Consider the following 20,647-nt stretch of genomic DNA (forward strand, 5'->3'; position numbering starts at 1 on the left):
GGTGGGGCGATTGGGGCGGAGGGGACGGTCCGGCGAGAAGAGGGCGGCTGGTGAGTGACGTAAATCACGGTGACCTTCCGGGGGTTGTCACGGCGAGCCGCTTATGCCTCCCGTCCGCGCGGTGACTCACCCCGGCCCGGGGCCGACCTTTCCGCAGAGCATCACCGAGAGCTGTGGATCGGAGACGTCCCGTCACTCGTGCGGGTGAGTGGAGCCACTCGTCAGGGTGAAGCGAGGGGCGTGAACCCCGTGGTGCGGGTGTCATAGGGGCGTGCGAGGCGGCGCGCGCCGGTGGTTTGACGCAAGAGGCATGTTTGCGCACCCCGCGCGCGAAGCGCCCCACTTCGCGCCTTACCCGATGATCGTCCGACCTGTTTGGCTGTCCCTGCTCGACCGCACCGCGGTTCGTCATATCTCATCCCTTTTCTCCACTTCTTACGCCTTACGCCTTTCTCGCCTTTCTCGCCTTTCCCCTCTGTCTCCGCTGTCTCCTCTGTCCCCCTCTTTCTCCTCGCCCTCGTCTGTTCCGCCTCGCTGGAGGGAATGTGTCCACACCGGGCAACGCCACCGGTTCCGTCGTCGAAGAACCCGTCCCCGAGCCCGACCGGCAGCCGACCAGCCTGGGTACCCAGGCGGCCCGCCAGCTCAGCACCACCACCAAGTCCCAGCCCCAGATGCAGGCCATCACCTCACGATGGCTGCTGAAGTCGCTGCCCTGGGTGGACGTCAAGGGCGGCGCCTACCGGGTCAACCGCCGTCTCCAGCTCCGCACCGGTCGCGGCCGGGTCCTGTTCGAGCACAACGGCGCGGACGACATCCGGGTCGTCCCCCAGACCCTCACCGAGCTCCCCGTCCTGCGCGGCTACGAGGACGCCGATGTGCTGCGCGACCTCGCGGCGGGCTTCCGTCCCCGCGAGGTACGCGCCGGTGAGGTGCTGTTCGAGGCCGGCCAGCCGGTGACGGAGACCTACCTCGTCGTCCACGGCCGCTTCACCCGCTTCACCCGGGGCAAGTACGGCGGTGAGGAGATCACCGGCGTCGTCACCGCGGGCGACCAGATGGGCGACGAGGCGGCCGGCCAGTCCGACCCGCTGTGGCTGACCTCCGTACGGGCCGACACCGCGGGCATCGTCCTCGCCGTCCCGTGGACCACCATCCAGTCGATCACCGGACGCGCCCCGTCCCTCGCCGCGCACCTCCAGGCGTATGTGGAGCGCCAGGGCCGCCCGATGAACCGCAAGGGCGAGGCGGAAGTCCCCATCCAGGCGGGCCATGTGGGCGAGCCGACCCTCCAGGGCGGCTTCGTCGACTACGAACTCAATCCGCGCGAATACGAACTGTCCCTGACCCAGACCGTCCTGCGCGTCCATTCCCGCGTCGCCGACCTCTACAACGACCCGATGGACCAGACCCAGCAGCAGCTGCGTCTGACGGTCGAGGAGATCCGCGAGCGCCAGGAGTGGGAACTGGTCAACAACCGCGAGTTCGGCCTGCTCCACAACGTCGACTACGGCCAGCGGATCTCCACCTTCACCGGCCCGCCGACCCCCGACGACATGGACGAACTGCTCTCCATGCGCCGCAAGACCAAGGTGTTCCTGGCCCATCCCAAGGCCATCGCCGCCCTCTTCCGCCAGTGCAACCGGCGCGGCCTCGTCCCCGGCACCGCGACCCTCGACGGCCACGAGGTCCCCGCCTGGCGCGGAGTCCCCGTCCTGCCCTGCGGCAAGATCCCGATCAGCGACGACCACACCACCAGCATCATCGCGCTGCGCACCGGCGAGGCCGACCAGGGGGTGATCGGCCTGTACCCGACGGGCATCCCGGAGGAGTTCCAGCCGGGCCTGAACGTCCGCTTCATGGGCGTCAACGAACAGGCGGTCATCAACTACCTGGTCACGGCGTACTACTCGCTGGCCATCCTCGTCCCCGACGCGGCGGGAATCCTGGAGAACGTCCAGCTCGGCCGGACCGCCGACTGAGCCCGGGAGCCGACCGATGGACATCCCCACGGCGCCGATCGCGCCGCCGACCCTGACGCCCGCCCCGGCGCCGACCCCGACACCGGACACGGTGGCGGTCTCGACGCCGGGCGCGGCCCCGGAGCAGCCGCCCGCCGAGACCCCGGCGACCGAGATCGCGGCGACCGCGGTCCCCGCGACCGCGGACACGCCCACCACCACGCCGACCGCGTCCGCCCCCGAGGCGGACCGGCCCCCCCTCCCCTCCCACACGCCCTACACGCTCCCCGGCCCCCCGGACATCACCCGGTTCCTGCGCCGCCCGTCACCACCCCGCCCGCCGGAGGCCACCTCCGCGCACCCGGACCCGGACCCGACGGACCGCAGCGGCGTGGTCCCGGGCCTGCACTACCGCCCCGTCGCCCCCGCCGACCCGGAGAAGGCGGCGGAGCTGGACCGCCGTCTGGAGGCATGGGCACGCGGCCTGGACCTCTTCCCGGCCCACTGGACGGGCGACTTCTCGGACTTCCAGTTCGGCCGGGCCGTGGTCCTCCAGCACCCCGGCGCCCTGGACCTGGACCGGCTCACCGCCGCGGGCCAGCTCCTGCTGGCCGAGAACCTGGTGGACTCCTGCTACTGCGAGGAGGACGAGGGCCGTGGCGGCTCCCGCCGGGGTCTTGGCGGTCCGCTGATCATCGCCCAGTCCGCGCTCGACCCGTTCCACGGCGTCCCGGAGCTACAGGCCGACTGGCGGGCGGGCATCGACGCGGACGGCCCCCTGCGCTCGTACCACCACGCGCTCGCGGAGTACGCCGCGTTCGCCACGCCCAGCCAGACGAATCGGTTCGTCCATGACATGGCCCGGCTGCACATGGGCTATCTGGGCGAGGCGGCCTGGATGGAGACCCGGTACATGCCACGGATCTGGGAGTACCTGGTGATGCGCCAGTTCAACAACTTCCGTCCGTGTCTGTCCCTGGTCGACGCCGTGGACGGCTACGAACTGCCCGAACCCCTGTACTCCCGCCCGGAGATCCAGCGGATCACGGCACTGGCCTGCAACGCCACCACCCTCGTGAACGACCTCTACTCCTTCACCAAGGAGCTGGCGAGCGACCCCGACCACCTGAATCTGCCCCAGGTGGTGGCGGCCAACGACGGACGCGGACTCAAGAACGCGTATCTGAAGTCCGTCGACATCCACAACCAGATCATGGCGGCCTTCGAGGAGGAGTCGGCGGCGGTGTCCGCCCTGTCCCCCCTCGTCGCGCGCTACGCCGAGGGACTGGCGGCCTGGGTCGCGGGCAACCACGAGTGGCACGCCACCAACCGGGCCCGCTACCACCTGCCGGACTACTGGTAGCCGTGCCCCACCAGCCACGGGAGCACCTCAAGCCACGGGATTACCTCCCGTACCGCAGACCCCCCATATCCACCCCTATCTCCACCCCTGCAACAACGACTGTGCAGCACGTTCAGAGGAGTCATCGTTGACCACTGCCCGCGAAGCGACCACCGCCCCGCTCCAGATCCCGACCCAGACCATCTACCAGACGCGGGTCGCGGACTACTGGAACGCGGAGGAGAACCCGGTCAATCTCGAACTCGGGAAGATCGATGACCTGTACCACCATCACTACGGCATCGGAGCGGCGGACCGTTCGGTCCTGGACGAGCCCGACCCGGCCCTGCGGAAGGAGCGCCTCACCACCGAACTCCACCGCCTCGAACACGCCCAGGCCGAGCTGCTCGCCTCCCACCTCGGCCCGCTGACGCCCACCGACCGCGTCTTCGACGCCGGCTGCGGACGCGGCGGCGGCTCCATCGTGGCCAATCTCCGCTACGGCTGCCACGCCGACGGCGTCACCATCTCCGCCAAGCAGCACGCGTTCGCCAACGAGATGGCCCGCAAGCGGGGGGTGGACAGCAAGGTCCGCTACCACCACCGCAACATGCTGGACACCGGCTTCGAGACGGGCGCGTACGCGGCCTCGTGGAACAACGAGTCCACGATGTACGTCGAGCTGGAACTCCTCTTCGCCGAGCACTCCCGGCTGCTGCGCCGCGGTGGCCGCTATGTCACCGTCACCGGCTGCTACAACGACACCTACGGCCGGGCGTCGCGGGAGGTCTCGCAGATCAACGCGCACTACATCTGTGACATCCACCCGCGGTCGGAGTACTTCCGCGCGCTGTCCAGGAACCGCCTGGTCCCGGTGCATGTGGAGGACCTGACGGCGGCGACGATCCCGTACTGGGAGCTGCGCAAGGAGGCGGAGCACCTGGTGACGGGGATCGAGGACGCGTTCCTGGACGCGTACCGCAACGGGAGTTTCCAGTATCTGCTGATCGTGGCGGACCGCGTCTGATCCGCCAGGCCGGTGTGATCGCGTGATCGCGTGCGCGCCCCGGGGACCGGTACGGCTCCCCGGGGCGCGGTGCGTGATGACCGCGGGTGCTGCCCGCGAGTCCTACAGGGCCTTGAAGAAGGCGCTGAACCGGCTGAGGCTGACGGACTTGGCCTTCTGCGCGATGATGCCGATCCCGTCCCACTCACCGACGGTCTGCCCGAGGTTGGCGGTCAGCGCGGTGCCGGCGGATGTGTTCTTCGCCGCCTGCTCCACCGGCTGGTTGGCCCATTCGACGGCCGTGGGCACCTGGGTGGCCAGGGCGACCGCGCCCTGGAGCACCTTGCCGGGGATCTTGCTCCCGGTGGTGGTCCCGGTGATGACCTTCACGGCCCGCTGGCCCAGGTAGTCGGAGACCCGGGCGGCGTCCGCGCCGCCCTTGACGGCCATCGCCCCGATGAACGCCCGTCCGCCGTTGCTGATGATGACATTGGCGACCTTGTTCATCCGGGCCGCGGCCCAGGCCGCCTTCGCTCCCTTGGCCACCGAGCCGACGGCCGGGATGGCGGCCAGGACGTCGGTGGCGATGGTGACACCGTCGGCGACATCCCAGTTCCCCTTGAGGGAGATCGCCTTGGCGTGCGCGCTGAGCGAGCCGACCGCCGCGATGACGGCGATGGGCCCCGCGATCAGCGACACCCCGGGGATGAAGGAGAGCACCCCGGCGACCGCGCTGATCATGCCCAGGACATCACCGATGAAGCTCCAGCGGTCGATCTCGGCCTGCCGCCGCTTGGCCACCTCGGCGGCCCACTCCGCGGTCTTCTGGTAGAGCCACTGCTCCTCCTTGCCGCGCAGCTCCACCAGCTTGGCGAGTTCGCGGTCCACGAAGAAGCACTGGACCTGGTACTCGGCCTGCACCGCCAGCACACAGTCCACCAGGTCGTACAGCAGCCCGTCCTTGATGCGCTCGCGCGGGTAGCCGCGGTCCTTCAGCCGCCACAGCTCCGCCTCGATGCCCGACGCCTTGAAGGAGTTGTCCTCGGGCATGTTCGCGCCTGACTCGTCCCAGGGGCTGGAGGAGAGCACGAACGGACGCCAGCCCAGCACCCGGGCTATCTCCGGGTCATGGAAGTCCATGACGCTGTTCACGGTGAAGACCCGCCGGTAAGGGGGCGCCAGATAGTGGTCCACCATGTGGGAGTCCGCGCGCGCGAAACCGTTCTTGACCTGGTCCAGGAACTCCTGCGGTGTCCTCGGCCGCTGGGCCTGCTCCCGCTCCCGCTCCAGCTCTTCCCAGGTGGGGTTGTCGCCCAGCACGATCTCCTTCGCCTTCAAGGCGGCCTGGGTGAAGAAGGGCGCGGCCTTCAGGGCGTCCGCGATCACCTCGGCGGCGAGTTCTTCACCGAGCCCGAACACCTCCGAGTCGTCCGTCCCGGATGGATCGAAGGGCGGCGGGCCGTCCTCCGGTCCGCGCTGCGGCTCCCCGGCGCGCGGATTGGCGTTCTTGGTCTTCTCCCGCCAGCGGGCCACCAGGTCCTTCGCCGCCTTGTTGCGCTTGTCGTCGGTCAGCCACTGGGCCCATGAGCCCTCCGGCAGCCGCCCCGCCCAGTCGTCGATGACCCGGCGGGCGGCGGCCAGGTTGAGGGACTCGATGAACGCCTCGGCCTTGGCCCGGTTGGCGGGGGAGGCGTCGACATAGGCGCGGTACAGGGAGTCCAGCCACTTCAGGGCGGCGACGACGACCCGCTCCTGGTAGACGAAGGAGCGCAGCAGTTGGGAGACGCGGTAGCGGTCCGCGTCGTGCAGGGAGTTGGCGTCCCAGCCCCACATCTGCACCGCTTCGGCCTCGTTGGTGAGGAACCGGTTGATCTCCCGGTGGGCGGCCTGCACCACCAGGTCGTGCAGGGAGGCGTTGTAGTGGAGGTTGTCCAGCCTGGTCGCGGATTCGCTCTCGGTCGTGTACAGCGGATCAGCCATGAGGGTCCTTCGGTCCTTCGGCCCGGGGTGCGGGCATGCGGGCGGGCATCGGGCGGGAGGGTGTACGGGCGGCCTCAGGTGAAGGCGATGGTGCTGCACACCCCGGCGAGGATGTCCACGCAGTGGTCCCACTCGGCGATGTTCTCGGTGGCGATGGAGAAGTCCGCCATGGCCAGCCGCCCCGGGATCGGCACGAAGGCGTGCAGTTGGCGTACCACGCTGGGCTGGTCGTCGCTCACCAGCAGGTTGACCGGCTTGTCGACGGAGCTGTCCTGAGTGAGGAGCACCGCCTGTCCCTGGCGCAGATTGACGACGCCGACCTCGGCGTTCGGATGGAGCGCGCCCATCGTGCGCGCCAGGCGCTTGACCGTGTCCGCGTTGTTCAGCTCGCTGGGCCGGCAGAGGACCGTCAGCATCACGGACGTCAGATGCTGCCGCTCGGGCGGGGCGCTCGCGGGCGTCTTCGCCAGCAGGACCCCCGCGTAGACGGCACCGGCGGCGGTCAGCATCTCGAACATGGTCTGCTGCGCCAGGATCGCGTGGGCGGTCTCCTCCTGCGACGGGGCGGGGTCGAGCTGCCCCAACTGGTCCAGCAGCCGGTTGGTGTTCTCCTCCGCCGACGCCGTCAGATCCAGGGACTGGAACTGCGCCGGGACGGAGAACGTCAGCGGCAGCTCCGCACCCCGCTCGGAGGCGGTCACCGGGACCCGGCCGAAGGACCACTGCCGGTAGCCGTGACCGTCCTGCGGATCGTCGCTCAGCTCCACCTCGGCGCCCGCCGCGTCCGACTGGCCACTGACCCCGAGCCGACGTCCGCCGACGACACACTTCAGGGTCCGGACGGCCCCGTCCTCGGCGACCTCCCACTGGTAGCTGTCGGTGTGGTCGTCCTCGTAGACGAACTCCTCGATCTTCGTGCCGGCGTCGCCGCTGTGCCCGACGGGGTGCAGGAACGCCTGCCTGCGCTGCATGTTGCGGAGCATGTAACGCCCCGCGGCGTTGCCCTGCCGCAGCTCCCACAACTGCGCCTTGCGTTCCTCGCCGTCCCGCAGGGGCTGAAGCTCCACCGAGCCGTGCTCCGCGCGGTCCCCGGTGGGCCTGCCGGTGAGGTAGAGCCCGTTCTGCTGGTTCTTGATCAGGTACTGGCTGCCTTCTATGAGATCGCTCATTCACGCTCCTTCTGGCTGGGGGTCGCCCCGGTACCTCCCAGAACGCCGAGCCTCCAAAACGCGCCGCACGGCCCTGGGGTCGCGTTCAGGCCATGACGTCTCTGGGGCGGGAGTGAGCGATGGGAACGGAGAGACACGGCGGCCCACCGGACCGGCCGCGCGCGGGCGACCACGAGGGGGGTCCCGGCTTCGGTGGGGGCGCCTCCGGCGCGTTGTCGACGGGGCTCGCCCCCCGGGGCGCGCGAGTGGCCCACGGCAGGCCCTCAGCCTGGCCGGGCGGCCACCGGTCGGGACCGGATCGTCCGGGCTCGATGACGTACCCGGGGCGGGTCGGGAGGATGAGTACGGGGAATCTGCTCCGGTCCGGCGCGGGAGTGAATTACCCGGCGTGAAGAGCCTGGCGGCGCGCGCCCCCGCGCCTGGCTGAAGTCCCCTCAGCCATAACCCAGTTACCCCCTTCACGCCTTCACGCCGTCTCCCCGACAATGGCTCTCCCGTACGGACCATGGGGGGATTCATGCCGGACCAGAGCGCCACCGCCGTACCGCCCCAGATGCGGAACGCGGCGCGGGACTTCGAGCTGGGCAGCCGGCGGGGGACGGTGCACACCGAGCCGAGGCGGCTCGTGTGGGGGGTCCTGGTGCCGCTCGTGCTGTTCGGCGCCTTCATGCTGTGGTTCGCCGTCCGCTCCGCCCTGGAGGACCAGCGCACCGACGGCGCCTGGTACTACTCCGCCCCGCTCCTCCTCCTGGGGCTGGGGCCGCTCGTCCTGGCCGGCTGGATCGTCGTACGGTCCTGGAGCGCGCCGCAGATCTGGGTCGGCCACTACGAGCACGGGGTCATCCGGTGGGTCACCGGGCGGGTGCCCGAGGTCTACGAGTGGGACGAGATCGCGGACATCACCCGGCAGGACACCAAGGTGAGCAACGGGATGGTCGGGGCCACCCACCGCACGCTGACCGTGACCCCCGTGGAGGGGGCTCCGATCGAAATGAGCGACGCGTTCTCGGGGTTCGTGCGGTTCGCCGACGACCTCGACACCGCGTTCACCCAGCGGCGGCTGCGGCAGGACACGGCCCGGCTCCAGGCGGGCGAGCGGGTCGACTACTTCCTCGTCCAGCTCGATCCCGAGGGGATCGGATACCGCGACCGGCATCTGGCCTGGCGGGAGGTGGAGCGGGTCGAGGTGAAGCAGGACTATCTGCACGTCCGTCAGATCGGGGCGGAGCAGCCCTGGCTGTCCATCCCGGCGTCCCCGATCAGCACCCTGGGGGTCTTTCTGTCCCTCGCCGAGAGGCTGCGCCGCCAGCATCGGCCGGGGCGGCGGAGCAGCTAGTCGGGAGCGGTGGGCTCGGTGGATTCGGTGGGATCAGCGGATTCGGTGGGCTCGGTGGGTTCGGTGGGTTCGGCGGACCCGGTGGGCTCCTCGGGCTCGGTGGATTCGGCGGACCCGGTGGGTTCGGCGGACTGGGCGGGCTCATCGGGCTCGGCAGGCTCGGTGGGTCCGGTGGGCTCGGTGGGCTGGGCGGGCTCATCGGGCTCGGTGGATTCGGCGGGTCCGGCGGTTCCGCGTGGGCGGTCAGCCGTACAGCGCGCGTCCCCCGGGGCTGTCCGCCGTGAAGCGCTGGCCCGCCGCGATCTCCTCCCCGATCACCGACCAGGGCGTGTCGTCGTCCTGGAAGGGGAGCGGGTCGACGCCGCTGGTCTCCCGGCCGACGCGCTCGACCTCGCCCTCCAGCCGCGCGAAGTCGGCCTCCTCGTCGTCGCCGAAGGTGAACTCCGCCAGCAGGCCCTGGAAGCGGGCGGTGACCTGGATCAGGGAGGAGACGTCCGTGTGCAGTCCCCGCACGGTCTCCTCGTCGGTGTCGACGGCGTACACCGCGCCGGAGGCGGGGTCGAGGGCGAGGTGGGCGTTGAGCAGCCAGGCGATGACGGGCCACGCGGCCATGTCCGGTGAGGCGTCCTCGAAGCCGGCGGTGTCGGCGACGTCCTGGACGAGGGGCAGTCGGCCGGACTCCTCCTCGGGGGCGCGCAGCCGGAGGGTTCCGGTGGGGACGCCGACGGTCTGGAGGAGCCGGGCGCCCTCGCCGTCCACGGCGGACGGGGGGAACGCGGTGGCGGGCAGGGTCGCGAGCCGGTCCGCGCCGAAACGGGCGGCGAGTTCCTCGCGGGTGACGTCGAAAAGCACGGCCGGGACTCCGCATTCGGATCAGGTTCGGATGAGGTTCGTTTCGGAGGAGGGGGGACGGGTGGGGAGAGGAGTCAGGTAATTCCGGGTCGACCATTGGGGTCGACCTTTGACGTCGACGATGGGGATCGAATTCCCCGCCGTCCCCCGTCCTGGTCTCTCACGGGACGAATCTGTTCTCCGAAGGTGAGAGGTTCATGACTGTATCAGTGCGCCCACCGGCGACACCGTGCTGGTCCCACTGCTCGTGCAGCCATCGGACATAGGCGCGGTGTTCCCGGTCCTTCCGGTATTTGCTCAGCTCTTCGCCGTTCGGACCCTTTTCCGACTGGTCGTATTTCGCGCTGTGGGTGACGTCCAGGCCGTCCGGGAATTCCCGGGCCAGATACTTGTCGCATTTGGGGTTCTTCTGGCAGGGCTCGCGTTCGGTGTACAGCTCGCTGACATGACCCTCCTGGCCGTTCTTGATCAGCGGGTGCCCGATGGAGCGCTCGGAGTGCGCCTCGCCGCTCGCGCCGACCAGGATGAATCGATTCCCCTGGCCGTCGTCGTACAGCGCCGAGGCGTAGTTGCCGCCCGGGATGTAGGAGTCGGGGCGCTCGGTGCGGTTGGCGTAGCGGCCGAGCTGGGTCGCGCGGGCCAGGTCGGTGGAGCCGGGCGCGACCTTCGTGGAGTCGACCGTGTCGCCGGTGCCGGGCTTGCTCTTGCGCTGCTTGTCGCCCGCGTTGTTCCACGGGTACCAGGCCCGGTCGCCGAGTACGTCGTTCACCCCGGAGGAGTCGTTGGGGCGTACGGGGCTGGTGGTGCCGTCGTGGTGCAGCTGGCGGATCGTTCCGTCGTCGCTGAGCAGGTACATGGGCGTGTCGCCGCCGCCGTCCCCGTCGTGGTCCACCTTCTTGACCTGGACTTTTCCGGCCTCGGTGCCGGTGTCGTGGTCCTTGTCCTTCAGATGCCGTGAGGCGGCCTTCACCCGGTCCGGGATGGTGTCGGTGACGTGGTCGGTCGTCTTCTGCGCGGCCTTCTGGAGGCCGTCGACAGCCTCTTCGAGCAGGCCGTCGAACGCCTCGGTGAACGAGTCCCTGCCCTTGGTCCTGCCGAACGTGGTCTTCGACTTCCCGAGGTGCAGCCGGGCGTTGCCGCCCATGTCGCTGCCGTGCAGGGAGATCTTGCCCGCGCCGTCCTCGAACTCGGAGTGGTCCACGACGGTCTTCTTGCCGCCGCCGGGACTCCCGTCCCCGCCGGTGTCCCCCGCGGAGGCCAGCTGCATCCCGCCGCCGCCCGCGCCGTCGCCCGGGTTGAACGCGCCTTCGGCGAGGTCGAGCACCGTGTCGGTGAGGAGCTGCTGGAGCTTGCCGGTGACGGGCTCGGTCAGCCGTGCGATCAGCTCGTCGACGATCTGGTCGACCGCCTCGTCGATGATCCGCTTCGCGAGGGTGCGCATCAGCGCGATCTCCCCCGCGGCGACGGCGGCGGTGATGCCCAGGGTCACCGGAGCGGCGGCGATCTCGGCGACGATCGTCGCGGCCAGAATCCCGAGTTCGACCCCCGCCTTGACCTTCATCCCCCGGATGACCTGGCCGACCCCGTCACAGGCGTCCGCGAACAGCCGTGCCACCTGGGGGAGTTTCTCCAGGTGACCGGCCTTCACATGGGTCCAGTGCTTGCGCATGGACTCGACGGCCCAGCCGTCGGCGGAGTCCATGACGCGGGTCATCGCCGTGTGCGCGTTGCCGCCCTGGCCCTGGAAGTCCTCCGCGAAGTCCCGCAGGGACGTGGCCATCTCGAAGTAGTCGTCCTCGTCGACGTTGGGCCATCGGACCCCGATGATGTCGAGTGCCTCGTCGATGACGCTCGGCAGTACCAGACCCATGACCGCGTGCTCCGTCCCCCGACAACCGCTGCATCGCTGTCACCAGCTAACGTGCCGAATTGTCAGGTGCACAGAGGCAGACCGGTTGTGTCACAGCACTGTGACAGGAGCCTCATCCAGTGGTGACCGAGGGGGAGTTGAGGGTCCCGGTCCCGACTCTGTCCTACTTGTTCTCTCTGTCCTTGTGCCTCAGACGGATCAGTGACTCGTCCGTGCCCACCAGCAGATCCCCCTCCGTCGTGAACGCGAGGGCGTGGACCCGGCTGCCGGGGCGGAAGGTGTGCGACCGGTCGTCGTCCAGCGCGCGCCGCTCGACCAGGCCGTCGGCCCACGCGAGCGCCAGCACCGGCCCGGCGTCCCCCGTCGCCGTCACCGCCACCGCGTCGACGGCACAGGCACGGGCGGCCACCGGCTCGGGCAGGGGACCGGTGTGCGGGGCCCATGCCCGTACCGTGCCGTCGGCGCCGCCCGTGTACAGCAGGGTGAGGGCGTCACCGGCCGCCGCGACCGGCAGGCCCACCCCGGCCACCGCCGTGACCCGCCCCCGGTGCAGGGCGGCGGTACGGGGATCGCCGTCGACGCCCACCACATGCACCGTCCCGGTGGCGTCACCGAGGACGACCCGCCCCCCGGCGCGGGCCAGCGAGGTGACCGTCGCCTCCTGCCGCCGGACGTGCGCGTGTACGGCGTCGAGGAGCCGTTCCGACGTGGAGGGGCTGTCGTCCAGCAGCGCGGCGAGGCCCTTGGGGCGGGTGGAGTCGGTCGCCACCTGGGTGTGGAGGCGGCCGTGCTCGTCCAGCACGGTGACCGTGCCGTCGCCGTGCTCGGCGGTGGCGAGGGCGCCGGGCGTGGGGAGCGGGAGGCGTCCGGCGGGGCGCGCGTTCGCCGCGTCGAGGACCCGCACGGTGCCCTGGTGGTCGCCCACGACGAGCTGACCCGCCAGGGCACCGGTACCGGCCGTCAGGGAGCGGGCCGGGCCCGGCCACGGGGGTGTGACATCGCCGCGCACCCGGTGCCAGACGACGGTCCAGGAGGCGTCCCGGGCGGTGGAGGTGAGAGCGGCGGGGAGGCGTGGGTCGCTGTCGTCGCCGAGGGCGGTGAGCAGTACCAGGGCGCGTTCGGCGGGCGGTTGCTCTCGGGTCAGGGAGGCGCCGGCGCGGAGCCAGGCGGCGCGCAGGCCGCCGTGGGGTCGGTCGGAACGCTCGTAGGCGGTGGTCACGGCCCAGGGGTCGGCGACGCAGATCGAGGCGGGGTCGTCGAGGTCGAAGGGGGGTGGGGGGAGTGGGGGCTGTGGGGGCTGTGGGTCGGCGGGGAGTGGGGGCTGTGGGGCCGATGCCTCAAGTCCGGCCGCCGGTCCGCCGGGTCCGGTCGCTGGTCCGTCGGGATGCGGCGCCGGTCCGCCGGGTCCGGTCGCCGGTCCATCGGGCTGAGCCGCCGGTCCGTCGGGGTGAGTCGCTGGTCCGTCGGGATGCGGCGCCGGTCCACTGGGACCGGCCGCCGGTTCGCTGCCGTGGGTCGCCTCCCAGGACGCGCGGCGCGTCTCGTCCGTCCACCGGGCCTCGTCCAGGTCCATGAAGGCGCAGGTCCCGGCGGACAGTTCCCGCGCCCATCGCGTACCGGAGCGGACCTCCACGAGCACCCGGACATGCCCCGACGCGGCCAGATCCAGCGCGAGCCGGACGAGCGGAGCGGGGTCCTCGGCGGCGTGCAGTCCGGGCAGCGCGACGACCGTCCGGCGCGGGTCGGCGGCCAGCGCGGCCAGCAGCTCGCCTGGGGAACGCGCGGCGATCGACAACTGCTCACCGAGCATCCAGGCGGCGGTCGTCGCCGTCAGACCGGGCAGTGGTACGAAGCCGTGGACCCGGCGTTCGCCGACGGTACCGGGCCGGGTGCCGTGCCCGATCAGCCAGGCGAGGAGCCGTTCCGCGCCGCTGTCCTCGGTGCCGGTGACGACGGCGAGCCGTGGGGCGCGGGGGTCGCCGAGCCAGGAGAGAAGGGCGGCAGCGGCGGGCTCCCGTCCGTCGGCGGGCCGCGACCAACGGCTGTCGCGGGAGTCGTCGCCGCGCGGTGTCACCGCTCGGCCTGCCGTGCCGCGTGGGTGATGAGTTCCCTCATGCCTTCCTCCCGGGACTCGGCCGTGGCGCCGTACCCGAAACTGTGGGTGAACTCGGCGTCGGGGAGGACCGCTTGCAGCCAGGCGGAGCAGTAGTGGCCCGGCATCATGCAGGGTTCAAGCTCGCAGTAGACGCGGCGGACCTGCTCGGGTGTCACTCCGGCGGCGGAGAGCCGCTGCCAGATCTGCTCCTCGGGGTGCGGACGGCCGGGACCGGTCCGGGCGGTGACGATCTGCTTGGCGCCGGCCCCGTCGACGTACTCGAAGGCGGAGGAGAAGGGGAAGTTGAGGGTGTGACGGACGTCGTCGAGCACCCGTGACCACCAGTTCTCCCGGTCGGCGACGGCCGCCGGGTCGATCTCCCGGATCTCCCGCACCAGCGCGGCGAACGCCACGGCGGCCGACTGGAGCCCGTCGGATGCCGCGATCACCGGGAGGGCCCGGTCCAGCGCCGCGGCACAGTGGGTGAAGGCGGCGACGTCCGAGCCGACGAACAGCGCCGGTTCACCGCGACCGAGGAACAGGGCCTGTACGGACCCGTCGGTCCGGACGCAGAGGTGCGCCAGCCGGTCGGTGCCGATGCGCACCCAGTCCGCCCAGTCCCCCTGGAGGGCGATGCCCCGGTGGCCGCCGTACATGCCGAGCGTCGGCCCGTCGCCGTCGTCCGCCGCGCTGAAGTACGGGCCCACGTGCAGGGGCACACCGATCCGCGCGAGATGGTCCCGGGCCGCGTCCGGCACGCTCCCGTACGACGCGGGCACGCTGATACGGCGCAGCCCCTGGGCGCCGAACTGCGCGACGGCGGGGTCGGAGGAAGGCTCCGGCATCACAGACCTCTCAGGGCGGCGGGACGGGGTGTGAGGAGGGGGACGGTGGCCGGCTCCACCCTATGCGCAGGCCGCCCGGCGCCGAAGGCGATGCGGGCGGGTGCGCCTCACGCCGCCGGGACGCCTCCCCACGGCTCCGACGGCTGCCAGGTCGCCCGGACCAGGGCGCGTTCCGTACCGGCGAGATAGACCGCCGCCGCGAGCCAGGCCCGCGCGTACGCGTCCGGGTCGGCCTCCTCGGTACGGCCGAAGACGTCACGCCCGCGCCGGTCCGCCTCCTCCGCCAGCTCCGTCAACAGGTCGGCCGCCGCGCGGAACCCGACCCGGCGCAGGGCGGCGGCGCTCCCGGCACGGTCGCCGTCGCGCGCGGGCTGGGCCACGGCCCGGCGGCCACCGGACACGGCGACCTCGACCAGCCGCCGCAGCCGCCACAGCGGTGCCTCCGCCACCGGGTCCGGGGGGACGCCCACGAGCCCGGCCGTCGGCGGCAACGCGTCCACGGGCGGCAGATGGACGCCTTCGAGGCGGTCGTACCCCAGGTCGGCATGGCCCTGCCACTCCTCCGGCAGCCGCAGGGTCGCCGTACCGCCGTCCGGCAGGGGTCCGACGGCCAGCGGCCGGAGCGTGGCGGCGCGGTCGGGGTCGGGACGGCCGACGACCCGCAGCCGCAGCCCGGGACGGGACGCGAGGCGGCGGAGGTTCGCGGTGTGCGCCAGGTCGGGATGACCGTGCGCGGGCAGCAGCCGGACCAGCAGGCCGCCGCCCTCCGCGCCGCCCTCCGTCCGGCCGGGTGTCAACTCCCGTGCGAGCACATGGTCGTCGACGGCTCCTACGATGATCAGGTCGCAGCCGATCAGTTCATCGGCCGCCGGTCCGGATCGGTCGGGCAGCTCCGCGTCCTCGGGGGCGTTCGGCGGAGCGGTTCCGAGCCCGCCGCCCACGGAGTCGGCGAGCGGCCGGGCGAACAGGGCGGCCAAGGGGCCCGAGGTCCAGGACCGGCCCGTGACCGGTGTGGCCCGCACTCCCTTGCCCGCGCCGAGACGGCCGTCCGCCGACAGGGTCGCCCCCGAGATCAGCAGCCCGCCGCGCGAGAGCCGGGCGTGATCGAGACTCCCCGAGCCCAGCGCGACCGTGGCCGTCGCCGCGCCGCGCGCACGGGCCGACCCGCCCGGTCTGACGTCCGCGACGCTGAACCAGCGTCCGTCGTCGGCGATGACATGCGTGACCACCCCGCCGTACCCGGTCGCCGAGATCACCGGCTCCCGGCACACCCCGTGGACGCGCAGCGCGCCTTCCGGGCGGTAGGCGCGGCGGGCGGAACCGATCCACGCGGGGTCCGGGTCCGGCGCGGTCAGCAGGGCCGTGGCCAGGAGGAGTTCGCGCAGATTGTCGACCAGGTCCGCGAGCCGGTGGCCGTCGTGGCGGGACCGGGCGCCGCGCAGTCCGCGCACCACCCGCAGCGCCGCGCCCTCCGCGCGGTACAGCCCGGCCAGCCGCGCCGAGTGCGAGGCCCGCAGCAGCTCCGCCTGGGCGACCGCGCCCGCCGCGGGGACCCCGGCGGTCAGCGCCGCCACCGCGGCGGACCAGAGGGCGCGGGCGGCGGCCTGTTGCGGTGCCGTGAGGTCCGCCGTCGTTGTCGTCGGCGGGGCGGTCGGGGTGGGGGCCGGGGGCGCGGTCTCGGGGGCGGCTGCCGGGTCGGTGTCGGTCATCGTGCCCGGGGCGGCTGCCGGGTCCGCGCCGGGGGCGGCGTCCGTGCCCGTGGCACCGTCCGTGTGGGGCAGCGTGTCCGCGTCGGCCACCGGGCAGGCGCTGAGCACCGCGGCGCGATGCAGGCACCTCGGTGCCAGCAGACAGCTGCACACGGCCTGGCCGTCGTCCGTGACCGCCCCGGAAGGGCCCGGGGTGAGGACGACCTCCGCGTCCGCGCCGCACCGCACCAGCCGCTCGGCGCCCCGTACGACGACGGGCACGGCCGCGTACGTCTCCACGGCGGCGTCCAGCTTCTTGCGCAGCCGGGAGGTCAGACCCGCCACGGCGGCGGCGGTCACCTCGGGGGCGGCCGGGGGCAGTTCGGGGCTCATCGGGTCTCTCCGCGGAGGCGTTCGCCCACCCAGCGGGCGAGGGCGAGGGGACTGAGGGCGGCGACGGGCATACCGGCCGCGACCAACTGCTGGGCGACGGGTACGGAGTAGCGCGGGTTGCCGCCGTCGTCCAGCGCGGCGCAGCCCATCAGATGCACCCCCGAACCCGCCAGGGCCCGTACCTCGCCGAGCAGCCCGCCGAGCGGGTAGCCCTCCTCGAAGTCGCTCACCACCACCACCAGGGTCCGGCTCGGCACCGTCACCAGGGAGCGGGCGTGGGCGAGCCCGGCCGCGATGTGCGTGCCACCGCCGACGCGCACCTCCAGCAGCAGGGACAGCGGGTCGTCGACCCGGTCCGTCAGATCGATCACATCCGTGGAGAACGCCAGGAAGTGCGTGCTGAGCGTGGGTACGCCGCCGAGCACGGCCGCGGTCAGCGCCGACCAGATCACGGACGCCTCCATGGACCCGGACACATCGACCACCAGGATCAGCCGCCAGTCCGCCTCCTTGCGCGAACGGGTACTGAACACGGGCCGTTCCGGAACCACCAGCGTGCTGCCGTCGGCCCTCTTGCGGGCGTGGACGAGGTTGGCCCGCAGGGTGCGCGGCAGGTCGATCCGGCCGCCCGGACGGCGGGTCGGACGCGGGGTGGCGAGCCCGGTGAGCGCCGGACGCATCCGGGTGGCCAGCTCCTTGGCCAGTTCGTCGACCAGACGGCGGACCAGCGGGCGCAGCCGCGCGAGCTGCTGCTCCGGCAGCCCGCCCGCCAGCGACAGCACGGACGTCAGCAGGGCGACGGACGGACGGACCGCCGCGGGGTCGATCTCCGCGAGCACGTCGTTACGGCCCTGGTCGACGGCGCGCGCCAGGACCTCCTCGCGCACCTCCACGCCGAACAGCGCCTGGAGTTCCTCCGCCCACTCGCGGGCGGTCGGGAAGGAGGCGTCCTGTCCGCCGCCGCGACCGCCCTCCCGGCCCAGGTCCGAGGAGCCCTCGCCGCGACCCGTGCCGTACAGCTCGTCGAGCGCGTGCGCGTAGCGCCGGGCACCGGACGGGAGACGGTCGTGTTCCCGACCGAGGAGCAGCCGCCAGCGGTCGGCGGGGGAGAGGTGGGGGGTGGGGGGCAGGGGTGTGGGTGTCTCGGGTGTGCGTGTCTCGGCGGTCGGCGGCTCATGTATGGGTGCTTCGGCGGGCGCCTCATGTGCGCGTGTTTCGGCGGTCGGCGGCTCATGTGTGCGTGATTCGGCGGGCGCCTCATGTACGCGTGCCTCAGCGGTCGGCGCCCCATGTGTGCGTGATTCGGTGGGCGGCTCATGTACGCGTGCCTCAGCGGTCGGCGCCCCATGTGTGCGTGCATCGGCGGGCGCCCCATGTGTGCCCGCTTCAGCGATCGGAGCCTCATGAGCGGGCGACTTGGGGGCGGGTGTTGCAGCGGTCGGCGTCTCACGTGCCGACGCCTTCAGGCCGGGCGCCTCGGAGCCCGGTGCCCCGGGCGCGGGCGGGCCGGAGGCAGGCGGCGCCTCAGAGACCGGCGTCCCAAGCGCGGGCGCCTCAGCGCCGGGCGCCCCCAGCGCACGCACCCCCGTAAGCCCCCGCCCCGCCGAAGACGTACCCCGTACCGCGTCCGCCGCCGAGCGGCCCACGGCGTCCGCCGCCGAGCGACCCACCGCGTCCGCCGCGGTCCACAGCGCCAGCAGCTCCGGGGAGGCGCCCAGCGCGAGGTCGAGACGGTCGCCCAGCCGCTCCGTCACCGTGTGCAGCAGCCGGTCGCGGCCCGCCGGGGTGAGTGTGTCGAAGCCACCGCGCAGCGCGGGCAGCCGGTCCAGGAATCCCCGGTCGTCGAGCGCGTCGATCCGGTCGAGCAGCGGATCGAGCGCGGTCGGCGCCGACTGGAGCAGCGGCGCGGCCCCGGTCAGCAGTCCGACGAGCCGCCGGGCCAGCGCGCGCCGCGTGTCGGGACCGGTGGCCGTGTCGATCCAGCCCGCGGCCCGTGCCCCGAGCGTCTCGGCGTCCTCCAGGTCGAACAGCACCCGGCAGGCGAGCGCGGCACCCTGGACGAGGGGCGACGCGGAGTCCGCGAGCCCGGCCAGCGCCTCGTCCATCCGCAGCCCCAGCCGGAGTTCACCGGCCCGCGCGGCCAGCGCGACCAGCGCGGCGGCCTCCTCCGGATCGTCGCTGCCCGCCAGCCCCGGCAGGGACCGTACGGCCGACTCCAGCAGGTCGGCGGTGAGCGCGCCCGCCGCAGCCCGGCCCTCGGGCGTCGTACCGGGCAGATGCTCCCGGCGCAGCGCCTCCAGCAGATCCAGCCCGGTGAGGATCTCGGGGACCGTCGCGGACGCGGGCAGCACCTCGGCCGCCTCGGCGAGCCGGTGGGCGACCAGCGCGGGCAGATCGCAGCGCGCGGCGTCCCGCAGCCCCGTCAGGACGAGGGCGCAGGTGGGCCCGCCGTCCGCCGACTCCCGGCGGAAGGTCTCCCGCAGGGTGCCCTCCGCCGCCAGCGCCGCCGTCACCCCGCGCACCCCGGCCAGGTCCAGCCGGACCGGCACGGCGGGCACCCACGCCAGCCGCCAACGCGCCGAGAGCGCGGCGGCGTCGCCGGTACCGGCCACCGCCACCGGCTCGCCGTATCCCACGCCGCACACCTCGAGCCGGCGCAGGAGGATCTCGCGGCGGTGGTCGAGGGCCGAACGCAACGGGTCGAGACGCAGTTCGCGCGGCGCGGGATCGTCGGGGCCGGGCAGCCGCAGGGCGGCGAGTTCGGCCTCGACGGACGGGCCGAGCCCGGAGCGCGGTGTGCCGGGCGCGACCCGCCCGCGCTCGGTGCCGACCAGGACCACTTCCAGGGCCCGCGCCAGCGCCCGCCCCCGGCCGAGCGGCTCGCCCTGGCCCAGCACCGCCGTCAGGGCTTCGAGGACCTCGCCGCGGCCCGGCGCCGGGAGCCCGCGCAACCGGGCCAGGTCGCAGGCCACGCGGAGCGTCTCCCGCGCCTCGCCCGTCCCGGCCGTGTGCCCGGCCGACCGCAGCTCCCGGCACACGTCCGTGATCGACCGGGCCGCGGCGTCGTGCAGCAGCCCGGGATCGCCCCCGGCCCCGAACACCGCCTGCTGCCAGCGCGGATCGCGAATCCCGGCGGGATAACCGGACCGGGAGTCCAGCAGATCGAACCCGTACGGGACGAGGGAGGTGACGACGCTGGAGGCGTCCCCGGGGAGCGCCGTCCCCGCCGTCGCCATCCCCGTCCCCGTCCCCGTCCCCGTGCCGCGCGCCGCCGCCCCGTCGGCAGCCGCCGCCCCCGGCACGCTCGCCCCGTCGGCCAGCGCCGGGGCGTGGAACGCGCCGATCACCGCCGCGACCCGGCGGCCCCCCGCCGCCGCGAGGGCGATCGTGTCCCGCATGTGCGCCTCACGCGCCAGGTCCACGGCGGGCACCCCGCCGGACGACACTGCGTCCTGACGCAGCGCCCAGCCGACGCCCAGCGCGGCCCGGCGCAGCAGCTCCGGAGCCGAGCCCGGGGCCCGCACCTCGACGCTGCGGTCCCAGAGGTCGTCCCCGTCGCGGCCGGTCCCGGCGGCGGTGAGGGCCTGCGCGAAGGAGGTGGGCGCGGGCCGGTCGACGGCGGTCCCGGCGCCCGCCTCGTCCGCAGCGGGCGTCTCACGAGGGTCCCCGGCCGCACCGGCGTCCACATCCGCGCCGACCTCCGGGCCCGCCCCGCCCCACCGCGCGTCGCCCATCGGCAGATCGCAGCAGACGACCTCCACGCCCCGCTCACGCGCCCAGCGGACCGCGGCGAGTTCGGGAGAGAAGTCGGCGAACGGGTAGAAGCCGAGCCGCCCGCCCTGCCCGGCGCCCGCGAGCGCGACCGGCGCGACCGTACCGGGCGCGCCGAGATGGACGAGCCACGGCTGGAAGTCGACCGGCAGCTCCACGCACACCACCTCCGCACCGGCCGCGTCCAGCAGCGCGGGCACGGCCGCCGCGAGCGCGGGACTGTGGTGCCGTACGCCCAGCAGATACGGCACCGAGGAGGCGGCGAGGGCGTCGAGCGCCACGCGCGGGTCCTGGACGCCGGACACATGCGGCTCGTGGACGGGGGCGACTTGGGCGGCC

General features: G+C 73.0%; 12 protein-coding genes. 4 read left to right on the plus strand and 8 right to left on the minus strand.

What is annotated here, in order from left to right; genetic code table 11:
• The first annotated feature begins 545 nt into the window (after positions 1-545).
• The 3 genes from AB0D49_RS14745 (at position 546) to AB0D49_RS14755 (ending at position 4,330) form a co-directional block, all read left to right on the plus strand.
• On the plus strand, positions 546-1,982 hold the full coding sequence (locus AB0D49_RS14745) for a family 2B encapsulin nanocompartment shell protein (protein ID WP_362756512.1): 1,437 nt from the start codon (positions 546-548) through the stop codon (positions 1,980-1,982).
• A 16-nt stretch (positions 1,983-1,998) separates the two neighbouring features.
• A complete protein-coding gene (locus AB0D49_RS14750) occupies positions 1,999-3,324 on the plus strand; it encodes a family 2 encapsulin nanocompartment cargo protein terpene cyclase (RefSeq protein ID WP_362756515.1) in 1,326 nt (441 codons plus the stop codon).
• Positions 3,325-3,451: 127 nt separating this feature from the next.
• Entirely contained in the window at positions 3,452-4,330 is an 879-nt protein-coding gene (locus AB0D49_RS14755; RefSeq protein WP_362756518.1) for a geranyl diphosphate 2-C-methyltransferase, read from the plus strand.
• Positions 4,331-4,432: 102 nt separating this feature from the next.
• On the opposite strand, the gene AB0D49_RS14760 is transcribed toward AB0D49_RS14755, so the two are convergent.
• Positions 4,433-6,289, minus strand: coding sequence for a hypothetical protein (locus tag AB0D49_RS14760; protein WP_362756521.1), 1,857 nt, complete (start codon positions 6,287-6,289; stop codon positions 4,433-4,435).
• 74 nt (positions 6,290-6,363) lie between these two features.
• Complete coding sequence (locus AB0D49_RS14765; protein ID WP_362756524.1) at positions 6,364-7,458, minus strand: hypothetical protein; 1,095 nt, start codon at positions 7,456-7,458, stop codon at positions 6,364-6,366.
• A 517-nt stretch (positions 7,459-7,975) separates the two neighbouring features.
• Here AB0D49_RS14765 and AB0D49_RS14770 point away from each other — a divergent pair.
• On the plus strand, positions 7,976-8,794 hold the full coding sequence (locus AB0D49_RS14770; RefSeq protein WP_362756526.1) for a DUF6585 family protein: 819 nt from the start codon (positions 7,976-7,978) through the stop codon (positions 8,792-8,794).
• A gap of 243 nt (positions 8,795-9,037) precedes the next feature.
• Here the strand turns inward: AB0D49_RS14770 and AB0D49_RS14775 are convergent, their stop codons facing one another.
• The 6 genes from AB0D49_RS14775 to AB0D49_RS14800 form a co-directional block, all read right to left on the minus strand.
• Positions 9,038-9,646: an SUKH-4 family immunity protein gene (locus tag AB0D49_RS14775; protein ID WP_362756530.1), complete on the minus strand. Its 609-nt coding sequence runs from the start codon at positions 9,644-9,646 to the stop codon at positions 9,038-9,040.
• 160 nt (positions 9,647-9,806) lie between these two features.
• Positions 9,807-11,516, minus strand: a complete 1,710-nt coding sequence (locus AB0D49_RS14780) for a nucleic acid/nucleotide deaminase domain-containing protein (RefSeq protein ID WP_362756533.1) — start codon at positions 11,514-11,516, stop codon at positions 9,807-9,809.
• A 163-nt stretch (positions 11,517-11,679) separates the two neighbouring features.
• On the minus strand, positions 11,680-13,590 hold the full coding sequence (locus AB0D49_RS14785; RefSeq protein ID WP_362756536.1) for a hypothetical protein: 1,911 nt from the start codon (positions 13,588-13,590) through the stop codon (positions 11,680-11,682).
• Positions 13,587-14,456: a nucleic acid/nucleotide deaminase domain-containing protein gene (locus AB0D49_RS14790; RefSeq protein WP_362756539.1), complete on the minus strand. Its 870-nt coding sequence runs from the start codon at positions 14,454-14,456 to the stop codon at positions 13,587-13,589. The genes AB0D49_RS14785 and AB0D49_RS14790 overlap by 4 nt, the downstream gene beginning before the upstream one ends.
• Positions 14,457-14,563: 107 nt before the next feature.
• Complete coding sequence (locus tag AB0D49_RS14795; RefSeq protein ID WP_362756542.1) at positions 14,564-16,537, minus strand: hypothetical protein; 1,974 nt, start codon at positions 16,535-16,537, stop codon at positions 14,564-14,566.
• On the minus strand, positions 16,534-20,613 hold the full coding sequence (locus AB0D49_RS14800; RefSeq protein ID WP_362756919.1) for a DUF5682 family protein: 4,080 nt from the start codon (positions 20,611-20,613) through the stop codon (positions 16,534-16,536). The genes AB0D49_RS14795 and AB0D49_RS14800 overlap by 4 nt, the downstream gene beginning before the upstream one ends.
• Positions 20,614-20,647 lie beyond the last annotated feature (34 nt).

It is taken from the genome of Streptomyces sp. NPDC048290, from assembly GCF_040652095.1.
Classification (GTDB): domain Bacteria; phylum Actinomycetota; class Actinomycetes; order Streptomycetales; family Streptomycetaceae; genus Streptomyces.

Coding starts and splice junctions, on each gene's coding strand:
- AB0D49_RS14750 (WP_362756515.1), top strand. CDS start 1,999: ATGGACATCCCCACGGCGCCGATCGCGCCGCCGACCCTGACGCCCGCC.
- AB0D49_RS14760 (WP_362756521.1), bottom strand. CDS start 6,289: ATGGCTGATCCGCTGTACACGACCGAGAGCGAATCCGCGACCAGGCTG.
- AB0D49_RS14765 (WP_362756524.1), bottom strand. CDS start 7,458: ATGAGCGATCTCATAGAAGGCAGCCAGTACCTGATCAAGAACCAGCAG.
- AB0D49_RS14770 (WP_362756526.1), top strand. CDS start 7,976: ATGCCGGACCAGAGCGCCACCGCCGTACCGCCCCAGATGCGGAACGCG.
- AB0D49_RS14780 (WP_362756533.1), bottom strand. CDS start 11,516: ATGGGTCTGGTACTGCCGAGCGTCATCGACGAGGCACTCGACATCATC.
- AB0D49_RS14790 (WP_362756539.1), bottom strand. CDS start 14,456: ATGCCGGAGCCTTCCTCCGACCCCGCCGTCGCGCAGTTCGGCGCCCAG.
- AB0D49_RS14795 (WP_362756542.1), bottom strand. CDS start 16,537: ATGAGCCCCGAACTGCCCCCGGCCGCCCCCGAGGTGACCGCCGCCGCC.